We start from the raw sequence: 15,098 nt of genomic DNA, 5'->3' as shown, positions 1-15,098 counted from the left end.
CTGGGCACATGTGGAACCCGGAGGTGTACCTGTCCTTCGCCGATCAGCGTGGCAGGCCGTTCTTCGACCTCCTGGCCCGTATCGGCGCCGAGGACCCGCGCCGCGTCGTCGACCTGGGTTGCGGTCCAGGCAATCTCACGGCAGCCCTGCACCAGCGGTGGCCCGCCGCGGCGGTCGAGGCGTGGGACAACTCGCCGGAGATGGTGGCCGCCGCCCGCGAGCGCGGTGTCGAGGCGCAGGTCGGCGACGTGCGCGACTGGTCGCCGCAGCCCGACACCGACGTGGTGCTCAGCAACGCCACCCTGCAGTGGGTGCCCGACCATCCCGAATTGCTGACCCGGTGGGCGGACGTGCTGCCCGCCGGATCGTGGCTGGCCATGCAGGTGCCGGGCAATTTCGACGCCCCGTCGCACGACGCGGTACGGCGGCTGGCGAACCGCGATGAGTGGGCGCCGCTGCTGCACGACATCCCGTTCCGGGTCGGCACGGTCGTCGAGACACCGGCGCGCTACGCCGAACTGCTCACCGACGCGGGCTGCACCGTCGACGCGTGGGAGACCACCTACATCCACGAACTGACCGGGGTGCACCCGGTGCTCGAATGGATCACCGGCACCGCGCTGCGGCCCGTGCGGAGCCGGCTCGACGACGAACAGTGGGGCAGGTTCCGCGCCGAGCTGATCCCGCTGCTCGACGCGGCGTACCCGGTGCGTGCCGACGGGCGGACGTTCTTCCCGTTCCGGCGGGTGTTCGTGGTCGCGCGGACCGGTTAACGCCTGCTCTCGAGCAGGTCGATCACCTGCGCGACGAGGTCGGCGATGTCGGCGCCGGTGGTGTCGAGCACCAGGTCCGGATCCTCGGGCGGCTCGTAGGGGGCGTCGACACCGGTGAGCCCCTTCAGCTCTCCGGCGCGGGCGCGGGCGTAGAGCCCCTTGGGATCGCGCTTCTCGCACTCCTCGACCGGGGTGGCCACGTACACCTCGAGGAACGGCAGCTTCGCCGCGTCGCTCAGGGTGCGCGCGATCTCCCGGTCGGACCTCAACGGCGACACCAGCGAGGCCAGCGCGACGACACCCGCGTCGGCGAACAGCCGCGTGAGATGCCCGACCCGGCGGATGTTCTCGGCGCGGTCGCCCGCGGCGAACCCGAGGTCGTCCGACAGGCCGTGGCGGATGTTGTCGCCGTCGAGGAGGTAGGCCACCTGCCCGGACTCGACGAGCGCGCGTTCGACCGCCACGGCGATCGTCGACTTGCCCGACGCGGGCAGCCCGGTGAACCAGATGGTCGCGCCCCGCTGTCCCGTCGACGACCAGCGGTGTCGCCGATCGAGTGACGAAGGGTGCCAACGGATGTCGTTACGGGTCTGCGCGCCGGGGGTGACCTCGCGGGGCTCCAGGATGGTGCCCGCGCCGACGGTGTCGTTGCTCGACTCGTCGATGAGGATGAACGCGCCGCTGTCCCGGTTGTCGGCGTACGTGTCGGCCACCACCACCGAACTGGTGCGCAGCGTCACCGATCCGATGTCGTTGAGCACCAACTCCGTCGGGTTGTCGAACTCGTCGAGCGTCTCCGGGTCGAGCCGGCTGTGCAGGGCCTGCACGGTCGCCCGCACCGTGCGGGTGCCCTGTTTGAGGGCGAGCCGGTCACCGGCGCGCAGCGGGGCGTCGGAGAACCAGCACACCGTCGCGTCGAGTTCGCGGGCGAGCACGGGCAGGGTCGCGGTATCGGCGCCGCTGACGAAGACATCCCCGCGGCCGACGTCGATGTCGTCGGCGAGTTCGATCGCGACCGACAGCGGCGCCACCGCCACCGGCCGGTCGTCGTCGAGGGTGTCGACGACCGTGACCGTCGAGCGGGTGCCGGCCGGCAGGCTCACCACCGTGTCACCCACGCTCAGCGTGCCCGCGGACAGCCTGCCGGTGTAGCGGCGGCGCTGCTCGGCGGTCGGCCGCGACACCCACTGCACGGGCAACCGGAGTCTGGCGGGTTCTGGTTGAGGGGCAATGAGTTCCACACCCTCGAGGTACTCCAGCAGCGTCGGTCCGTCGTACCACGGGGTGCGGTCGGAGCGGTGCACGACGTTGTCGCCGTGTTTGGCCGCGATCGGGATGACCGTGATGTCGAGACCGCCGAGCCGCGCCGAGAGCCGTTGCAGTTCGTCGGACACCTCGGAGAACCGGTCCCCGTCGAAGTCGACGAGGTCGATCTTGTTCACCGCGGCGACGAAGTGCTCGATCCCCAACAACTTCGCGATACGGGCGTGGCGGTTGGTCTGCCGCAGCACCCCGGCCCGCGCGTCGACGAGCAGCACCGCCACATGCGCGTTGGAGGCGCCGGTGAACATGTTGCGGGTGTAGCGCTCGTGGCCGGGGGTGTCGGCCAGGATGTAGCTGCGGTTCTCGGTGGAGAAGAACCGGTAGGCGACGTCGATCGTGATGCCCTGCTCGCGTTCGGCGCGCAGACCGTCCGACAGCGCGGCCAGGTCGGCGATCCCCTCCTCGTCGGTGACGGCCTCGAGGTGGTCGAGCGGCAGGCTGTCGGTGTCGTGCAGCAGCCGGCCGATCAGCGTGCTCTTGCCGTCGTCGACCGAACCCGCGGTGGTGATGCGGAGCAGCTGGCGGGTCTTGTGCGCGCTCATCAGAAGTAGCCCTCGCGTTTCCGGTCTTCCATCGCCGCAACGGATGTGCGGTCGTCGGCGCGCGTCTCACCGCGTTCGGACACCGTCGCCGCGGAGATCTCGGCGATCACCCGCGCGATGTCGGTGGCCTCCGAGCGCACCGCCCCGGTGATGGTGAGATCGCCGACGGTGCGGTAGCGCACCCACTCGACGGCGGAGGTCTCCCCGTCGTCCGGCTGTGCGTACTGCGACACCGCGAGCAGGATGCCGTCGCGCGCGAAGACCTCACGCCGATGGGCGAAGTAGATCGACGGCAGCTCGAGGCCCTCGAGCTGGATGTAGCGCCACACGTCGAGTTCGGTCCAGTTGCTCAGGGGGAAGACGCGGACCTGTTCGCCCCTCTTGATGCGGCCGTTGTAGAGCGACCACGGCTCGGGGCGCTGCGCCCGCGGATCCCACTGCCCGAACTCGTCTCGGAAGCTCAAGATGCGTTCCTTGGCGCGGGCCCGCTCCTCGTCGCGGCGGGCGCCCCCGAACGCCGCGTCGAAACCGCCTTCCTCCAGCGCGTCGAGCAGCGTGCGGGTCTGTTGGCGGTTGCGCGACGCGCCGGGACCGGGATCCGGCACCCGGCCCCTGTCGATGGACTCCTGCACCGAGGCGACGATGAGTTTGTGACCGTGCCCGGTGACGCGGCGATCCCGGAACTCGATCACCTCGTCGAAGTTGTGGCCGGTGTCGACGTGCATGACCGGGAAGGGCAGCGGCGCAGGCCGAAAGGCCTTCTCCGCCAACCGGAGCAGCACAATGGAGTCCTTGCCGGCGCTGAACAGCAGCACGGGCCGTTCGAGTTCGGCGACCACCTCGCGGATGATGTGGACGGCTTCGGCCTCCAGCAGCCGCAGTTCGTCGACGCGCAGGGCGTCCAGGTCGGTGGTCGTCATGTCGGCAGCCCGTTTCGCTGTGCGTCGGCCTTGTAGCGGTCCACCCATTCGTCGGAACGCTGGTCGGCCTGACGCTCGAGCACCGGCGCCGGCGCCAGCCGGGGGTCCTGGCCGAGCCGCTCGAGGATGTCGGCGACCACCTGGGTGAGGTTGCGCCACAACACCGGATAGGGAACGTCGATCGGTTCGACGTTCTCTTCGGCGAACCAGTTCCGCCAGCCCTCCTCCTGCGCGCGCAGCATCGTCACGACATGTGCGATGGCCCCGGCGTGGTACTCGGCCCTGGCGTCGCGATTCGGATCCGGGCGTCCGCGCCACACCCGGGTCTGCACGGCGCGCCAGAACGACACCGCCTGGGAGATGACATCGGGCCGGTAGACGTGCACCAGCACCGGTTCGCTGCCCACGACGTCGCGAATCGCGGCGAGCAGACCGTCTCCGGAGCGGTCCGGCAGATCGGCGGCGCGATCGAGGAGCAGCGGGGTCTGGTTCCACATCAGCTTGCCGCCCCACACGCCGTTGGGGGTGCGGCCGACCGTGCGGATGTAGTCCCGCCAGATGGGGGCCGGCGCGAGGTCCGGCTTGCCCTCGTCGAGCGGGTCGAGCAGGCGCAGGATCGACTCGTCCTGCACGTCGGCGAACCACTCCCGTGGTTGGGGGGCCTGACTGGTCTTCGGCAGGTACTGGAAGAACTCCTGCGGTTCGCCGGCCACGCCCGTGGCGCGCAGCGATTCGACGAGCAGGGTGCTGCCGCTGCGCTGCGACGCGAGGACCAGATATGCCGAGGGCTGGGAAGGCATGCGCGTGAGCCTAACCGCAACGCAATTGGGATGCCTATGCGGATTTTTCGTTCACGGTGAGTTTATTCATTGCGCTGTTCGGCGCTCGTCCTCGATGCCGCGTTCGGCGGCGATCGCGGACCGGCTGGTCACCACCCGCGCGTGAATTCGCAGATACGTCTCGGTGTATCGGTCGGAAATGCGCGAACCCGCGAAATCGGACGGGATGACGTCATTGGTCTTCACCCGCCAGTCGTCGAGAAGGAGCGCGAGATCACCCGCGACGGTCTCGGCGTTGATCTTGTTCTCCGATGTCAGCAGGTTGTGCAGTTCTGTGGGGTCGGTGCGCAGATCGTAGAGTTCGCGTTCGGGTCTCGGCGTGCTCGCCTGCGGTCCGACAATGCGGCCCGGTGCGCTTTCGGCGATGTCCCACGGCAGGTCCAGAAGCGGCCGATGCGCGTAATTCTCGATGTAACTGAATTCTTTTGTCCGAATGGCGCGGATGGGGTCGAAGGAATCGTGATACGTCTTCGTCGTGTACACCGCAGTGCGCACTTCCCGCCTTTTCTCCGGGCCGCCCAGCAAATTGTCGGCATGCGACAGTCCGTCGACGTCGTCGGGGATGTCCACGCCGAGCACGTCGAGCAGGGTGGGGAGCAGGTCGACGCCGCTGAACAGATCGTCGTAGACCCTCGGGGTGACGGCGGCGTCGCGCGGCGGGCGGATGATCATCGCGATGCCGGTGCCCGCGTCGTACAGCGTGGATTTCGCGCGCGGCAGCGCGGGACCGTGGTCGGTCATGAACACCACCCACGTGCTGCGGTCCAGGCCGGTGGCCTCGAGGGTGTCGAGCAGTTCGCCGACAGCGGCGTCGGCGACGGTGATCGACCCGTAGAACTCGGCGAGGTCCTGGCGCACCTCGTCGTCCTCGGGGAGATAGTCGGGCAGTTCGACCGCGGCCGCGTCGGCGGGTTCGTAGCGCTCGCGTGGGTAGGGGCGGTGGGTCTCGAAGAAACCGGCGGTCAGCAGGAACGGTTGTGGCGGTGCGTCGCGCAGCCAGGCGGTGGCGTGCTCGACGACGTACTCGCAATAGGAGTTGGACACGTCGAACTCCGCGAAGCCGAGCTTCGCCGGATATGACGTCTCGTGCTGCATCCCGAACAGCGCGGTGTGCCAACCGTTCTCACTCAGTATGTGGGGCAGGGTGCGCACCCCGGTGCGGTACTCCCAACCGTGGTGCGCGAGCCCGACCAGACCGTTGCTCTGCGGATAGCGGCCCGTGAACAACGATCCGCGCGACGGCGAGCACAGGGGTGCGGTGGCGTGCGCGCGGGTGAACAGGATGCTCTCGGCGGCGAACCGGTCGAGGCGGGGGCTCCGCACGTCGGAATGCCCGTAGGCACCGAGGTAGCGGCCGAGATCGTGCCAGTGGACGATCAGCACGTTGGCGCGCTGTGCGGGTGTCAGGCGTTCTGGTCCGGTCACGCTGCCCCACAGAAGCGGGTTGCGGCCACATCGGCAAGTGTTCGGCTCATGCGATATCGACGCGCCGTCGGGCTCCCCGTCACGGCCGGTACGGCACCCCGACGGCCCGGAACACCCACTCCGGCGGAACGTGGAACGCCAGCGACCGGGTCGGCAGCGCCGCGAGCACGTCGTCACCGATGTCGCTTCTGTAGTGCAGCGACAGGTGCCCGCGGGATCGGGGGTCCACCTGGCTGACGTCGACCTCGAAGTGCAGCCCGTCCGGGGCGACCTCGACGCTGACCGGCCCGTCCGCGGGGGCGTCCCAGCGCTGGTCGATGGTGCGGCCGGCCAGACCCGGGACGGTCGAAAGGGTGGCCAGCACCCGCTCGCGGGTCAGCACCAGTGCGCCGGTGTAGCCGGAGACGCTTCCCGTCGCCCGTTTGCCCGGGATGGACCCGGTGAACCGGCGGGTGACCGGCACGCACTCGGACAGGTGCAGGATCCCCTCGGCCTCGGCGGCCGCGCGCATCTCGTCGGGCAACCTGCCGATGCGGAGCAACTTGCGCAGAAAGACGGCCATGTGCAGTCAGCCTAAACGGCATCGCCGGTGACTGGTACACAGGCGTGGTGCCCCACCGGAGATGGCTGATCGCCTCGGCCGTGTTCGCCACCGCCGTCTTCGCGTTGCTGTGGATCGGCTACGCCGCCCACTGGGCGTGGTTGTACGACGCCGATCTGGCCGTCCTCGAACCGCTCGACCGCTTCGGCACCGCCCACCCGGGCTGGGTGACGGGTTGGGTCGTCTACTGCACGGTGCTGGGGCCGACGGTGTTGCGGCTCGTGGGCATCGTCGTCATCGTCGTCGCGTTGGTCCGGCGCCGCATCCGCACCGCGCTGTGGTTGGTGCTCACCGTCGAACTGTCGGGTCTGTTGCTGGTGCTCGCCAAGGCGGTCGCGGACCGTCAGCGTCCCGCCACCGCACTGGTGTTGGCGCAGTCGACGTCGTTCCCCTCGGGCCACGCCCTGGGGCTGATGGTCTGCGTGCCGGCGTTCCTGGTCCTGCTGGTGCCCCTGCTGCCGCCGGCGTCGCGGCGCTGGGCGATCGCGATCGGCGTGGTGCTCATCGCGACGATCGGGGCCGGCCGGGTGGTGCTCAACGTGCACCACCCCTCCGACGTGGTGGCCGGCTGGGCGCTCGGCTACGCGTATGTCGTGCTGTGCCTGCTGCTCTACCCGCCGCGCGTCAGTCCAACGGACGGAACACCGGCAGCACCCGGTACTGCGCGCTGAAACTGGCCTTCTCGACTTCGGCGGCCACCTCCCCGTCGCACGCCAGCACCGTCGGACCGTCGACGGCGGTGAACGTGAACTCCGGCACCCGCATCTCGTGATAGAGCGGGCTGCGCTCCAGCCGGCCGAGCATCAGGGCGGTCAGGATCCGCAGTCGGCTCAACCGCCGGCCGGTCTCGAGGATCCGCACGTCGAGCAGGCCGTCATCCATGCGGTGCCGCTGGGCCGGGGCGAAACCCGACGGCAGGTAGGTCGAGTTGCCCAGGAAGAACAACGAGGTCTGCAGGGTCCGGTTGTCGTAGTGGATGCGGACCGGTTCACCGCGTCGCAGGGTGTCGAACATGGCGTACAACCCGGCCAGTGGTTTGCCGACCCGGTGCTCGAGCTTCTCCCTGCTCTGCACGAACGTCGGGTAGGCGCCGATGCTGGCGGTGTTGATGACCATGTGCTCCTCGTTGAGGCACACCAGATCCACGCAGGCGACCGTGCCGCGTCGGATCGCATCGACCGTGCGGGCGACCGAGTCGCACCCGATGTCCTTGGCGAAGTGGTTGAACGTCCCGCCCGGGAACACCGCGAGCGGTAACCCGGCCTCCTTGGCGATACCCGCCCCGGTGGCCACCGTCCCGTCGCCACCGCCCACGGCCAGGACCTCCGCGCGTCCGGCCGCCTCCCGCAGCACCTCCCGGAGGTCGTCCCCTTCGCCCAGTTCGACGATCTCGGCGCGCGGCAGGGCATCGCGCACCTCGTCCACCACGCGCGCGCCGCTGCCGCTGCCGGAGGCGGGGTTGATCACCAGCACCACGCCGGCGCCGTCGGGCCGGGGCGGGGCGGGCACGCGCAGCGGTTCGGCCGTCGGCAGTTTCGTCGGGGTCGACGGCGGCACCACCCGGCCGCCCAGGACCGCGACGCCGGCGCCGAGCCCGAAGCCGGCGAACACGTCACCGGGATAGTGGGCGCCCGTCGCCACCCGGGACAGCCCGACCAGCCCGGCCAGCAGCGCCAGCCCCAATCCGATCGGCGGGCTCTCCAGACCGACACCGACCGCGAACGCCGCGGCGCTCGCCGAGTGGCCCGACGGAAGCGAGTTCGACGTCGGGAACCGCCGGCTCCGGCGGGCGAGCGGCACCGGCAGATAGCTCGGGCGGGCGCGCTTCCAGATGCGTTTGGCGCCCTGGTTGGCGACGAGGCTGGTGACGGCGAGCGACAGCACGCCACGGTTGGCGCCGCGCCGGGTCCTGGGCCCGCCGGCCGCCATCAGCCCGGCGGCGATGGCGAACCACAGCTTCGAATGGTCGGCCGCCCTGGTCAGTCGCGGCATCGTCGCGTCCAACAGGGGACTGGGCGACTCGGCGACGGCTTCGAAGACCTCCCGGTCAAGGCTGCCGAGGCCCTTGCCGATCTGTCGGAGGCCACTGGCGCGGCGGCGGATGCGGAGGTCCATAGCAGCCAACGTAGCCGCCGGCCCCCTTGACAAAACTTCTTGTCAAGGATGACGATGGCCCCGTGCTGGATGTGGAAGTGATCGCCGACCCCGCCGCGGCCGTCGTCGCGCTCGACCCCGTGCGCAGCCGGTTGCTGGCGGAACTGACCGAACCGGCCTCGGCCGCAACGCTTGCCACCCGCGTCGGAATCGCCAGGCAAAAGGTCAATTACCACCTCCGGGCACTCGAACAGCACCAGCTCGTGACCATCGCGGGGGAACGGAAGTGGGGCGGCCTGCGCGAACGCCTCCTGGTCGCCACCGCCTCGTCCTATGTGGTGTCGCCCGGCGCCCTGGGCGCCGCTGGCACCGATCCCGGACGATCCCGCGACCGGCTCTCGGCGAGCTACCTGATCGCCTTGGCGGCGCGGACCGTCCAGGAGGTCGGCGATCTGTGGCGCGAGGCGCGCGCCAGGGACAAGCGACTGGCCACCCTGTCCCTGGAGGCGACCGTCCGATTCCGCAGCGCGGCCGACCGCGCCGAGTTCACCCGCGAGCTGTCCGACGCCGTCGCCGCGCTGACTGCTCGATATCACGACGACACCGCCCCCGACGGCCGGGCGCACCGAGTGGTGCTGGCCGCCTATCCGATGCCCAGGAACGAGGAGGATGCGTGATGCCGATACGAAAAGACGACGGACGTCGCTGGGTCGAGATGGAACTGGTCGTACCCGGCACACCGGAACAGGTTTGGGACGCCATCGCGACGGGTCCGGGGATGAGCGCATGGTTCACCCCGACGACCGTCGAGGAACGCGTCGGCGGCGAACTCCACTTCGACTTCGGCGGGGGCGCCGTGCAACGCGGCGTCGTGACCGGGTGGGAGCCGCCGCGCCGGCTCACCTACGAAGAGCACGAGTGGAGCAGCACCGGGTCGCCCGGACCGCTGGCGACCGAGATCACCGTCACCGGCCGCAGCGGCGGCACGTGCGTGGTCCGGATGGTGCACAGCCTGTTCGCCGACGCCGACGACTGGGACGACGAACTCGAGGGGTTCGAGGGCGGCTGGCCCGGATTCTTCGACGTCCTGCGGCTCTACCTGCATGACTTCGCCGGCTGCCCCGCCGCGCCGGTCCGCGTGATGGCCGAGTATCCGGGCGATGTCGCCGACGGCTGGTCCCGGCGGGCCCGCGAGCTCGGGCTGGCGGGTGTCGACGTGGGAGATCGTGCCGAAGCATCCTCGCGGACACCTGAATTCGGCGGTGTGGTGGAACGCGTCGACCAGACGCGGCAAGCCCGCCGGGTGATGCTGCGGCTCGATCGCCCCGGCCAGGGTGTCGCGGTCGTCGGTGCGTACCCGATGGGTGAGCAGATGCGGGCGATGGTGTGCCTGTACCTCTACGGTGATTCCGCCGCCGATACGGCCGCCGCGCAGCAGCAGGTGTGGTCGCAGTGGCTCGACGGGGTGCTCGGGTCGCGACCCGATCGTGTCCGTACGTTGACGTAACCGAGAGGCCGCCCGCTCAGGATGGGTGGGATGCGCCGACTGTTGAGCCTGCTGTGCGCCGTCGCGGTATGCCTGGTCGCCGGTTCCCCGGCGGCGCCTGCCGCGGGCCCGTGGTTCGCCTCGTCGGTCGGGGCGGCCACTCAGGTGATCTCCGTTGTGGGCGTGGGTGATTCGACGGCGAAGATGGATGTGTACCAGCGCACCGCGGCCGGCTGGCAGCCGATCGGCGTCGGCATTCCCGCCTTCATCGGCGCGAAGGGTATGGCGCCGCAGACCCACGACGGCGAGATGAAGACGCCGATGGGGGTGTTCACGCTCGACTTCGCGTTCGGCACCGAGCCCAACCCCGGTGGCGGCCTGCCCTACGTCCAGGTGGGGCCCGACCACTGGTGGGACGGGGATATGAAGAGCCCCACCTACAACACCATGCAGGTGTGCAGGAAGGAGCAGTGCCGCTTCGACACATCGCTGAGTGCGGGCACCGAGAACCTCGACATCCCGCAGTACCGGCACGCGGTGGTGATGGGCGTCAACAAGGCGCGCGTCCCCGGCAACGGCGGCGCGTTCTTCGTGCACTCCACCGACGGCGGACCGACCGCCGGATGCGTGGCCATCGACGACGCCACGCTGGTCGACATCATGCGGTGGCTGCGGCCGGGCGCGGTGATCGCGATCTCGAAGTGATGCTCTACAGGTTCAGTGCGCGACCGCGTTTGAGTTTGAATCCCAGGTTCTCCAACGACATGCTGGCGTCGTAGGTCCGGTCGTACCCGGTGGCGCAGATCTTCCATCCCTCGGGGGTGCGACGGTACCGGTCGCGGTAGAAGGCGGCGCCGATCAGCATGAAGTTGAAATCCGGCGCGATCACCCGGTCCTGCAGATACCAGGTGCCGGTCGCCTCGTCGCCGTCGACGACGATCTCGGGATGGTCGACGCGATGCTCGGTGATCACCTCCGGTCCCAGGGAGGTTCTCATGAACGAGACCAGCGCGTCGCGGTCGGTGAACCGGTGGTCCTCGCCGAGCGACTCCCCGTAGTCGCCCTCGACGTCCTCGGTGAGGGTGTCCTCGAACTCGGCCCAGTTCTTGGTGTCGAGCGCGCGCAGATACCGGTATTTCACGTTCTTAATCTCGTCGATGTCGCCCATGGCCGACATTGCAGCACAACCGCCGTACCCGGCATAGAGTCCGGGCATGAATTTGGTCGACGGTTACGTCAGGTCACCGTTCTCGGGGCTCGCGCCGTGGATTCTCATGGCGATAGTCGTCGGTCCCGGCCGCTTCGAGGAGGCCGCCTCCGCCGCACTGGGACTCGCCCTCCTCACGCTGTGGGTGGGCAAGCGCCGCGGTGTGCCGGTGCACGCGCTGGAGGCGTTCGGGGTCGCGTTCTTCGCAGTGCTGGTGATCCTCGGACTCGTCGCCTCGGAGCACGCCATCGAATCGCTGGCGCTGTGGGCCGGCGAACTGAGCAACATCGCGCTCGCGACATTCGCGATCGTCACGCTGCTGATCCGCCGTCCGTTCACCCTCGCCTACGCCAAAGACACTGCCCCGCCCGAACATTGGGACAGCCCCGTCTTCCTCCGGATCAACTACGTCATCTCGGCGGTGTGGGCGGGTGCCTTCGTGGTGTCCGCGGCGGCGGGCGCCTACGGTGACGCCGTGCTGGGGGACAACGACAACTTCTGGCTGGGGTGGATCCTGCCCCTGGCGGCACTGATCCTGGCCGGGGCCTTCACCGAGTTCTACCCCGAGCACGCGACGGGGGAGAGCGACGCGTCGTGGGCCCGAGTGTTCGACTGGGCGCCGCCGTTCGTCGTGATCACCGGGATCGTCGGCTGGGTGTCCGACGAGATTCCGGACACGCTGGGTATCGCGCTGATCGTCGCGGGCAGCATCGGCTCGGCGGTGATGCGCAAGGTCTTCCCGGACGAACCGGCGAAGGTCACCGGCCCGTCGTAGTCACAGTCGTAGTCACAGCGATCTCGTGAGATCCCGGGTCGCGGGGCCCTCGAGCAGGGTGCCGTCCGGCGCGAAGCGCGACCCGTGCAACGGACACTCCCACGACTCGTCGGAGTCGTTCCAGTTGACGATGCCGCCCAGGTGCGGGCACACCGGCGAGACCCGATGCTCCACCCCGTCGACCACGCTGCGCGCCTCCAACGCCCACGGCGGCCCGCTCACCACACCACCGGACTGCGGCGTGCGGTCGGCGATCCGCGTCACCGGCGTGATCCACCCCTTCGCCAGGTTGATCCCGACTTCGACGTTGGCCTGCACCGCTTTCGGGATGCCGGACAGCTCGTGCGGGCTCCAACTGGCGAACGCGTCCGCCCAGTCCATCCGGCCGCCCAGGATGCTGCCGGCCAGGGCGAGCGCGGCCGCGGTGCCGTTGGTCATGCCCCACTTGTCGAAACCCGTTGCCACATAGATCTTGTCCTGGCCGGGCAGGATGGGGCCGACGTAGGGCAGCTCGTCGGCGGGCGTGTAGTCCTGGGCGGACCAGTAGTTCGTCTGCATCGCACCCGGATAGTGCTGTTTGGCCCACGAGTCGAGTTCCTGCACCGACGACGACGGATGCTTCTCGCGGCCGACCGGATGTCCCGCCCCGCCGACGATCAGCCGATCCCCCTCCGGGGTCGGCGCGTACCGCACCGACCGGGTGGGGGAGTCGGTGGACAGGTACATACCGCGGGTGATGGCGCCGGGCACCTTGTACGCCATGCAGTAGGACCGGGCGGGTTTGAGGCGGGCGAAGAACCCGCCGCGGTCGAGGATCGGGATCCCCGTGGCGAGCACGCACTGCCGTGCGTCGACATCGAACTCGTGGCCCTCCGAGGTCCGCACGTGCAGGGTGAGGCCGTCGTCGGTGCCGGAGACCCGCTGCACTCGCACACCCTGGACCAGCCGGCCGCCCCGCTCGTCGAGTTCCACGATCAGGCTGTCCAGCAACGGCATCGGATCGAACTGCGCCTGATCGGCCAGCCGGACACCGCCCTCGAACGGGAAGGGCACGTGGGCCCCGTGGTCCTTGTCGACCCACTCGGCGCCCAGCCCCGCCGCCTGACAGGCCTCGAGTTCGGCCCGCGCCGCGGACAGCCCCTTCTCCGACTGCGCATAGGTGAAGGCGTCCTCGCGCTGCACCGAGATGCCGTGCGCCTCGCAGCGCTGGATCAGCCACTCCTGACCCTCGAGGTTGCCCTCGACGTACTTCTTCGCCACGCCCGCGCCGTGCTTGCCGACGATCTTCGACAGCTTGGTGCCCTGCAGCAGGCTGATCTTGGCGGTGGTGTTACCCGTCGCGCCCGCTCCCGCGCGGAACGCCTCGAGCACCATCACGTCGCGGCCCGCGCGGGCCAGCAGGACCGCGGTGATCAGCCCGGTGAGCCCGGCGCCGACGACGACCACGTCGGCAGAGCGGGTGGTTTCGTCGAGAGGGTCGGGTGGGAGAGCCTGCTCGGGGCGGCCGGCCAGCCAGAGTGACGTCATGCGGGGGTTTTCCCCCCGGCGAACCCGCCGAAACGAGGGGTTGCCGGCACGGCGCCGACGGTGCCACTAGGGTGATCTCCCGATGAGCGACCCGTTGGGCTTGTCGATCGGGACCACCAACCTGGTTGCGGCACGCGTCGGCAATCCCCCAGTCCTACGGCGTTCGACGCTGAGCCTGTTCAGTGATCGCACGCCGCAGGTCGGGCTGCCCGACGAACGCGGCCTGGTCCTCGACGGTTTCGTCGAGCGGGTCGGCGACCCGGTACCCCTGGTCGCCGCGGACGGCACCTCCTACCGCGCCGAGGCGCTGCTGGTCGAGGCGCTCGACGCGATGACCCTCGAAGCGTTCCAGGCCACCGGCTCCGCGCCCGTCGGCGACATCGCGATCGCCGTGCCCGCGCACTGGAGCACCTCGACGGTCTACGCCCTGCGCAACGCGCTGCGCACCAACCCCGTCTTCGCGCCGAACGGTGCCCCGGCGCGCCTGGTGTCCGATGCGGTCGCCTCGCTGACCGCGTTGCACGCCAACCCGGGCCTGCCCTCCGACGGGGTGGTGGCACTGCTCGACTTCGGCGGCAGCGGCACCGGCATCACCCTGGCGGACGCCGCCGCGAACTTCGCGCCGGTCGACGAGACCACCCGGTTCACCGAATTCTCCGGCGACCTGATCGACCAGGCGTTGCTCACGCACGTGTTGACCGGCATCAGCGACGCCGGTGGTGTCGACCCGGCGGGCACCGCGGCGGTCGGATCCCTGACCCGGCTGCGGGCGCAGTGCCGCGAGGCCAAGGAACGACTGTCGTCGGTGACCGCCGCGGACGTCGCCGCCGAACTCCCGGGGTACCACTCGACGATCCGTGTCACCCGCACGGAACTCGAGGAGATGATGCGGCAGCCGTTGGCCGGGGTGCTGGCCGCGCTCGACGCGGCACTCGAGCGGACCCGCATCGGATGGGCGGGCGTGTCGGCGGTCGTCACCATCGGCGGCGGCGCGAGCACCCCGATGGTGACCCAGCAGCTCTCGGCGCACACCCGCGTCCCCGTGATCACCACGCCGCAACCGGCGCTGGACGCCGCGGTGGGCGCGGCGCTGTTCGCCGCGTACAGCGCCGCCGCGGACGCCCCGACGGGGATGGCCGCCGCCGCCCCGGTCACCGCGATGATCGACGATGCGCCCGGGTCGGCGACCTTCCGCGCCCTGGCGTGGTCGCAGGACGACACGACCTCCGACGAACCGGTGCCCTACACCGGTGACGAGACCTACGAGCCGTACAACCCCTACGCACCCACCGCCACCGGCGCCCAGCCCGCCGTGCACTACCTGCCCGCCGACGAGCCGGAGGACGGCCGCCGCGGCTGGCACCTGCCGCAGCTGGCGTTCGGCGCCGCGGCGGTGGTCGCGGCGATCGCCGTCGGTGGCGTGGCCTACGCGCTGACCGGAACCTCCACCGACAGCACGCCGGTCACCGAGTTCGAGACCACCCGCCTGCCCGCGGGCGCACCCGAGCCGGAACCGTCGGCCGCGCCGCCGCCGCCGGTCGTCACGGTCACCACCGAACCGCCCGCGCCCGCACCACCACCGCCGT

General features: G+C 70.1%; 15 protein-coding genes. 7 read left to right on the top strand and 8 right to left on the bottom strand.

From position 1 onward, the window contains the following. The first annotated feature begins 8 nt into the window (after positions 1–8). Positions 9–773: a trans-aconitate 2-methyltransferase gene (locus AU196_RS13920; protein ID WP_059095668.1), complete on the top strand. Its 765-nt coding sequence runs from the start codon at positions 9–11 to the stop codon at positions 771–773. On the opposite strand, the gene cysC is transcribed toward AU196_RS13920, so the two are convergent. From cysC to AU196_RS13895, 5 genes are all read right to left on the bottom strand, one after another. After that, positions 770–2,638, bottom strand: a complete 1,869-nt coding sequence (gene cysC, locus AU196_RS13915) for an adenylyl-sulfate kinase (protein ID WP_059095667.1) — start codon at positions 2,636–2,638, stop codon at positions 770–772. The genes AU196_RS13920 and cysC overlap by 4 nt on opposite strands. Further along, positions 2,638–3,558, bottom strand: coding sequence for a sulfate adenylyltransferase subunit CysD (cysD, locus tag AU196_RS13910; RefSeq protein WP_059095666.1), 921 nt, complete (start codon positions 3,556–3,558; stop codon positions 2,638–2,640). Before cysD ends, cysC begins: the two co-directional genes overlap by 1 nt. After that, positions 3,555–4,358 carry a trehalose 2-sulfotransferase gene (gene stf0 / locus AU196_RS13905; RefSeq protein ID WP_059095665.1) on the bottom strand — a complete coding sequence of 268 codons (804 nt, stop codon included), beginning with the start codon at positions 4,356–4,358 and terminating at the stop codon, positions 3,555–3,557. Before stf0 ends, cysD begins: the two co-directional genes overlap by 4 nt. 66 nt (positions 4,359–4,424) lie before the next feature. After that, positions 4,425–5,822 carry a sulfatase family protein gene (locus AU196_RS13900; RefSeq protein ID WP_059095664.1) on the bottom strand — a complete coding sequence of 466 codons (1,398 nt, stop codon included), beginning with the start codon at positions 5,820–5,822 and terminating at the stop codon, positions 4,425–4,427. 79 nt (positions 5,823–5,901) lie between these two features. Then, the gene (locus tag AU196_RS13895) at positions 5,902–6,384 is read right to left on the bottom strand and encodes a hypothetical protein (protein WP_059095663.1); all 483 of its coding nucleotides are present in this window, start codon (positions 6,382–6,384) and stop codon (positions 5,902–5,904) included. A 47-nt stretch (positions 6,385–6,431) separates the two neighbouring features. Between AU196_RS13895 and AU196_RS13890 the strand changes: the two genes are divergently transcribed. Continuing rightward, positions 6,432–7,094, top strand: coding sequence for a phosphatase PAP2 family protein (locus AU196_RS13890; RefSeq protein ID WP_059095711.1), 663 nt, complete (start codon positions 6,432–6,434; stop codon positions 7,092–7,094). On the opposite strand, the gene AU196_RS13885 is transcribed toward AU196_RS13890, so the two are convergent. Further along, a complete protein-coding gene (locus AU196_RS13885; protein WP_059095662.1) occupies positions 7,048–8,538 on the bottom strand; it encodes a bifunctional phosphatase PAP2/diacylglycerol kinase family protein in 1,491 nt (496 codons plus the stop codon). The two genes, AU196_RS13890 and AU196_RS13885, sit on opposite strands and share 47 nt — an antisense overlap. A gap of 62 nt (positions 8,539–8,600) precedes the next feature. On the opposite strand from AU196_RS13885, the gene AU196_RS13880 reads away from it, so the two are divergent. The 3 genes from AU196_RS13880 to AU196_RS13870 are packed head-to-tail and all read left to right on the top strand — an operon-like array spanning position 8,601 to position 10,708. Beyond that, positions 8,601–9,194: a helix-turn-helix domain-containing protein gene (locus tag AU196_RS13880; protein ID WP_059095661.1), complete on the top strand. Its 594-nt coding sequence runs from the start codon at positions 8,601–8,603 to the stop codon at positions 9,192–9,194. Beyond that, a complete protein-coding gene (locus AU196_RS13875; RefSeq protein WP_231737570.1) occupies positions 9,194–10,024 on the top strand; it encodes an SRPBCC family protein in 831 nt (276 codons plus the stop codon). Before AU196_RS13880 ends, AU196_RS13875 begins: the two co-directional genes overlap by 1 nt. A 30-nt stretch (positions 10,025–10,054) precedes the next feature. Next, positions 10,055–10,708, top strand: a complete 654-nt coding sequence (locus AU196_RS13870; protein WP_059095660.1) for a L,D-transpeptidase family protein — start codon at positions 10,055–10,057, stop codon at positions 10,706–10,708. 4 nt (positions 10,709–10,712) lie between these two features. Here AU196_RS13870 and AU196_RS13865 read toward each other — a convergent pair whose 3' ends face one another. Next, positions 10,713–11,171 (bottom strand): nuclear transport factor 2 family protein, encoded by a 459-nt coding sequence (locus tag AU196_RS13865; RefSeq protein WP_059095659.1) that lies wholly within the window; start codon positions 11,169–11,171, stop codon positions 10,713–10,715. A gap of 106 nt (positions 11,172–11,277) precedes the next feature. Between AU196_RS13865 and AU196_RS13860 the strand changes: the two genes are divergently transcribed. Next, on the top strand, positions 11,278–11,985 hold the full coding sequence (locus tag AU196_RS13860) for a DUF3159 domain-containing protein (protein WP_059095710.1): 708 nt from the start codon (positions 11,278–11,280) through the stop codon (positions 11,983–11,985). Between the two features lie 12 nt (positions 11,986–11,997). Here the strand turns inward: AU196_RS13860 and AU196_RS13855 are convergent, their stop codons facing one another. Next, the gene (locus AU196_RS13855) at positions 11,998–13,512 is read right to left on the bottom strand and encodes an FAD-dependent oxidoreductase (protein ID WP_059095658.1); all 1,515 of its coding nucleotides are present in this window, start codon (positions 13,510–13,512) and stop codon (positions 11,998–12,000) included. Between the two features lie 82 nt (positions 13,513–13,594). Between AU196_RS13855 and AU196_RS13850 the strand changes: the two genes are divergently transcribed. After that, positions 13,595–15,098, top strand: a 1,504-nt coding sequence (locus tag AU196_RS13850) for an Hsp70 family protein (protein ID WP_059095657.1), incomplete at its 3' end; no start/stop codon positions are given.

The sequence above is a fragment of the Mycobacterium sp. IS-1742 genome (genome assembly GCF_001500125.1).
Taxonomy (GTDB): domain Bacteria; phylum Actinomycetota; class Actinomycetes; order Mycobacteriales; family Mycobacteriaceae; genus Mycobacterium.
The sequence above is the reverse complement of the archived record's forward strand: the minus strand, read 5'-3'. Positions and strand labels throughout refer to the sequence as shown.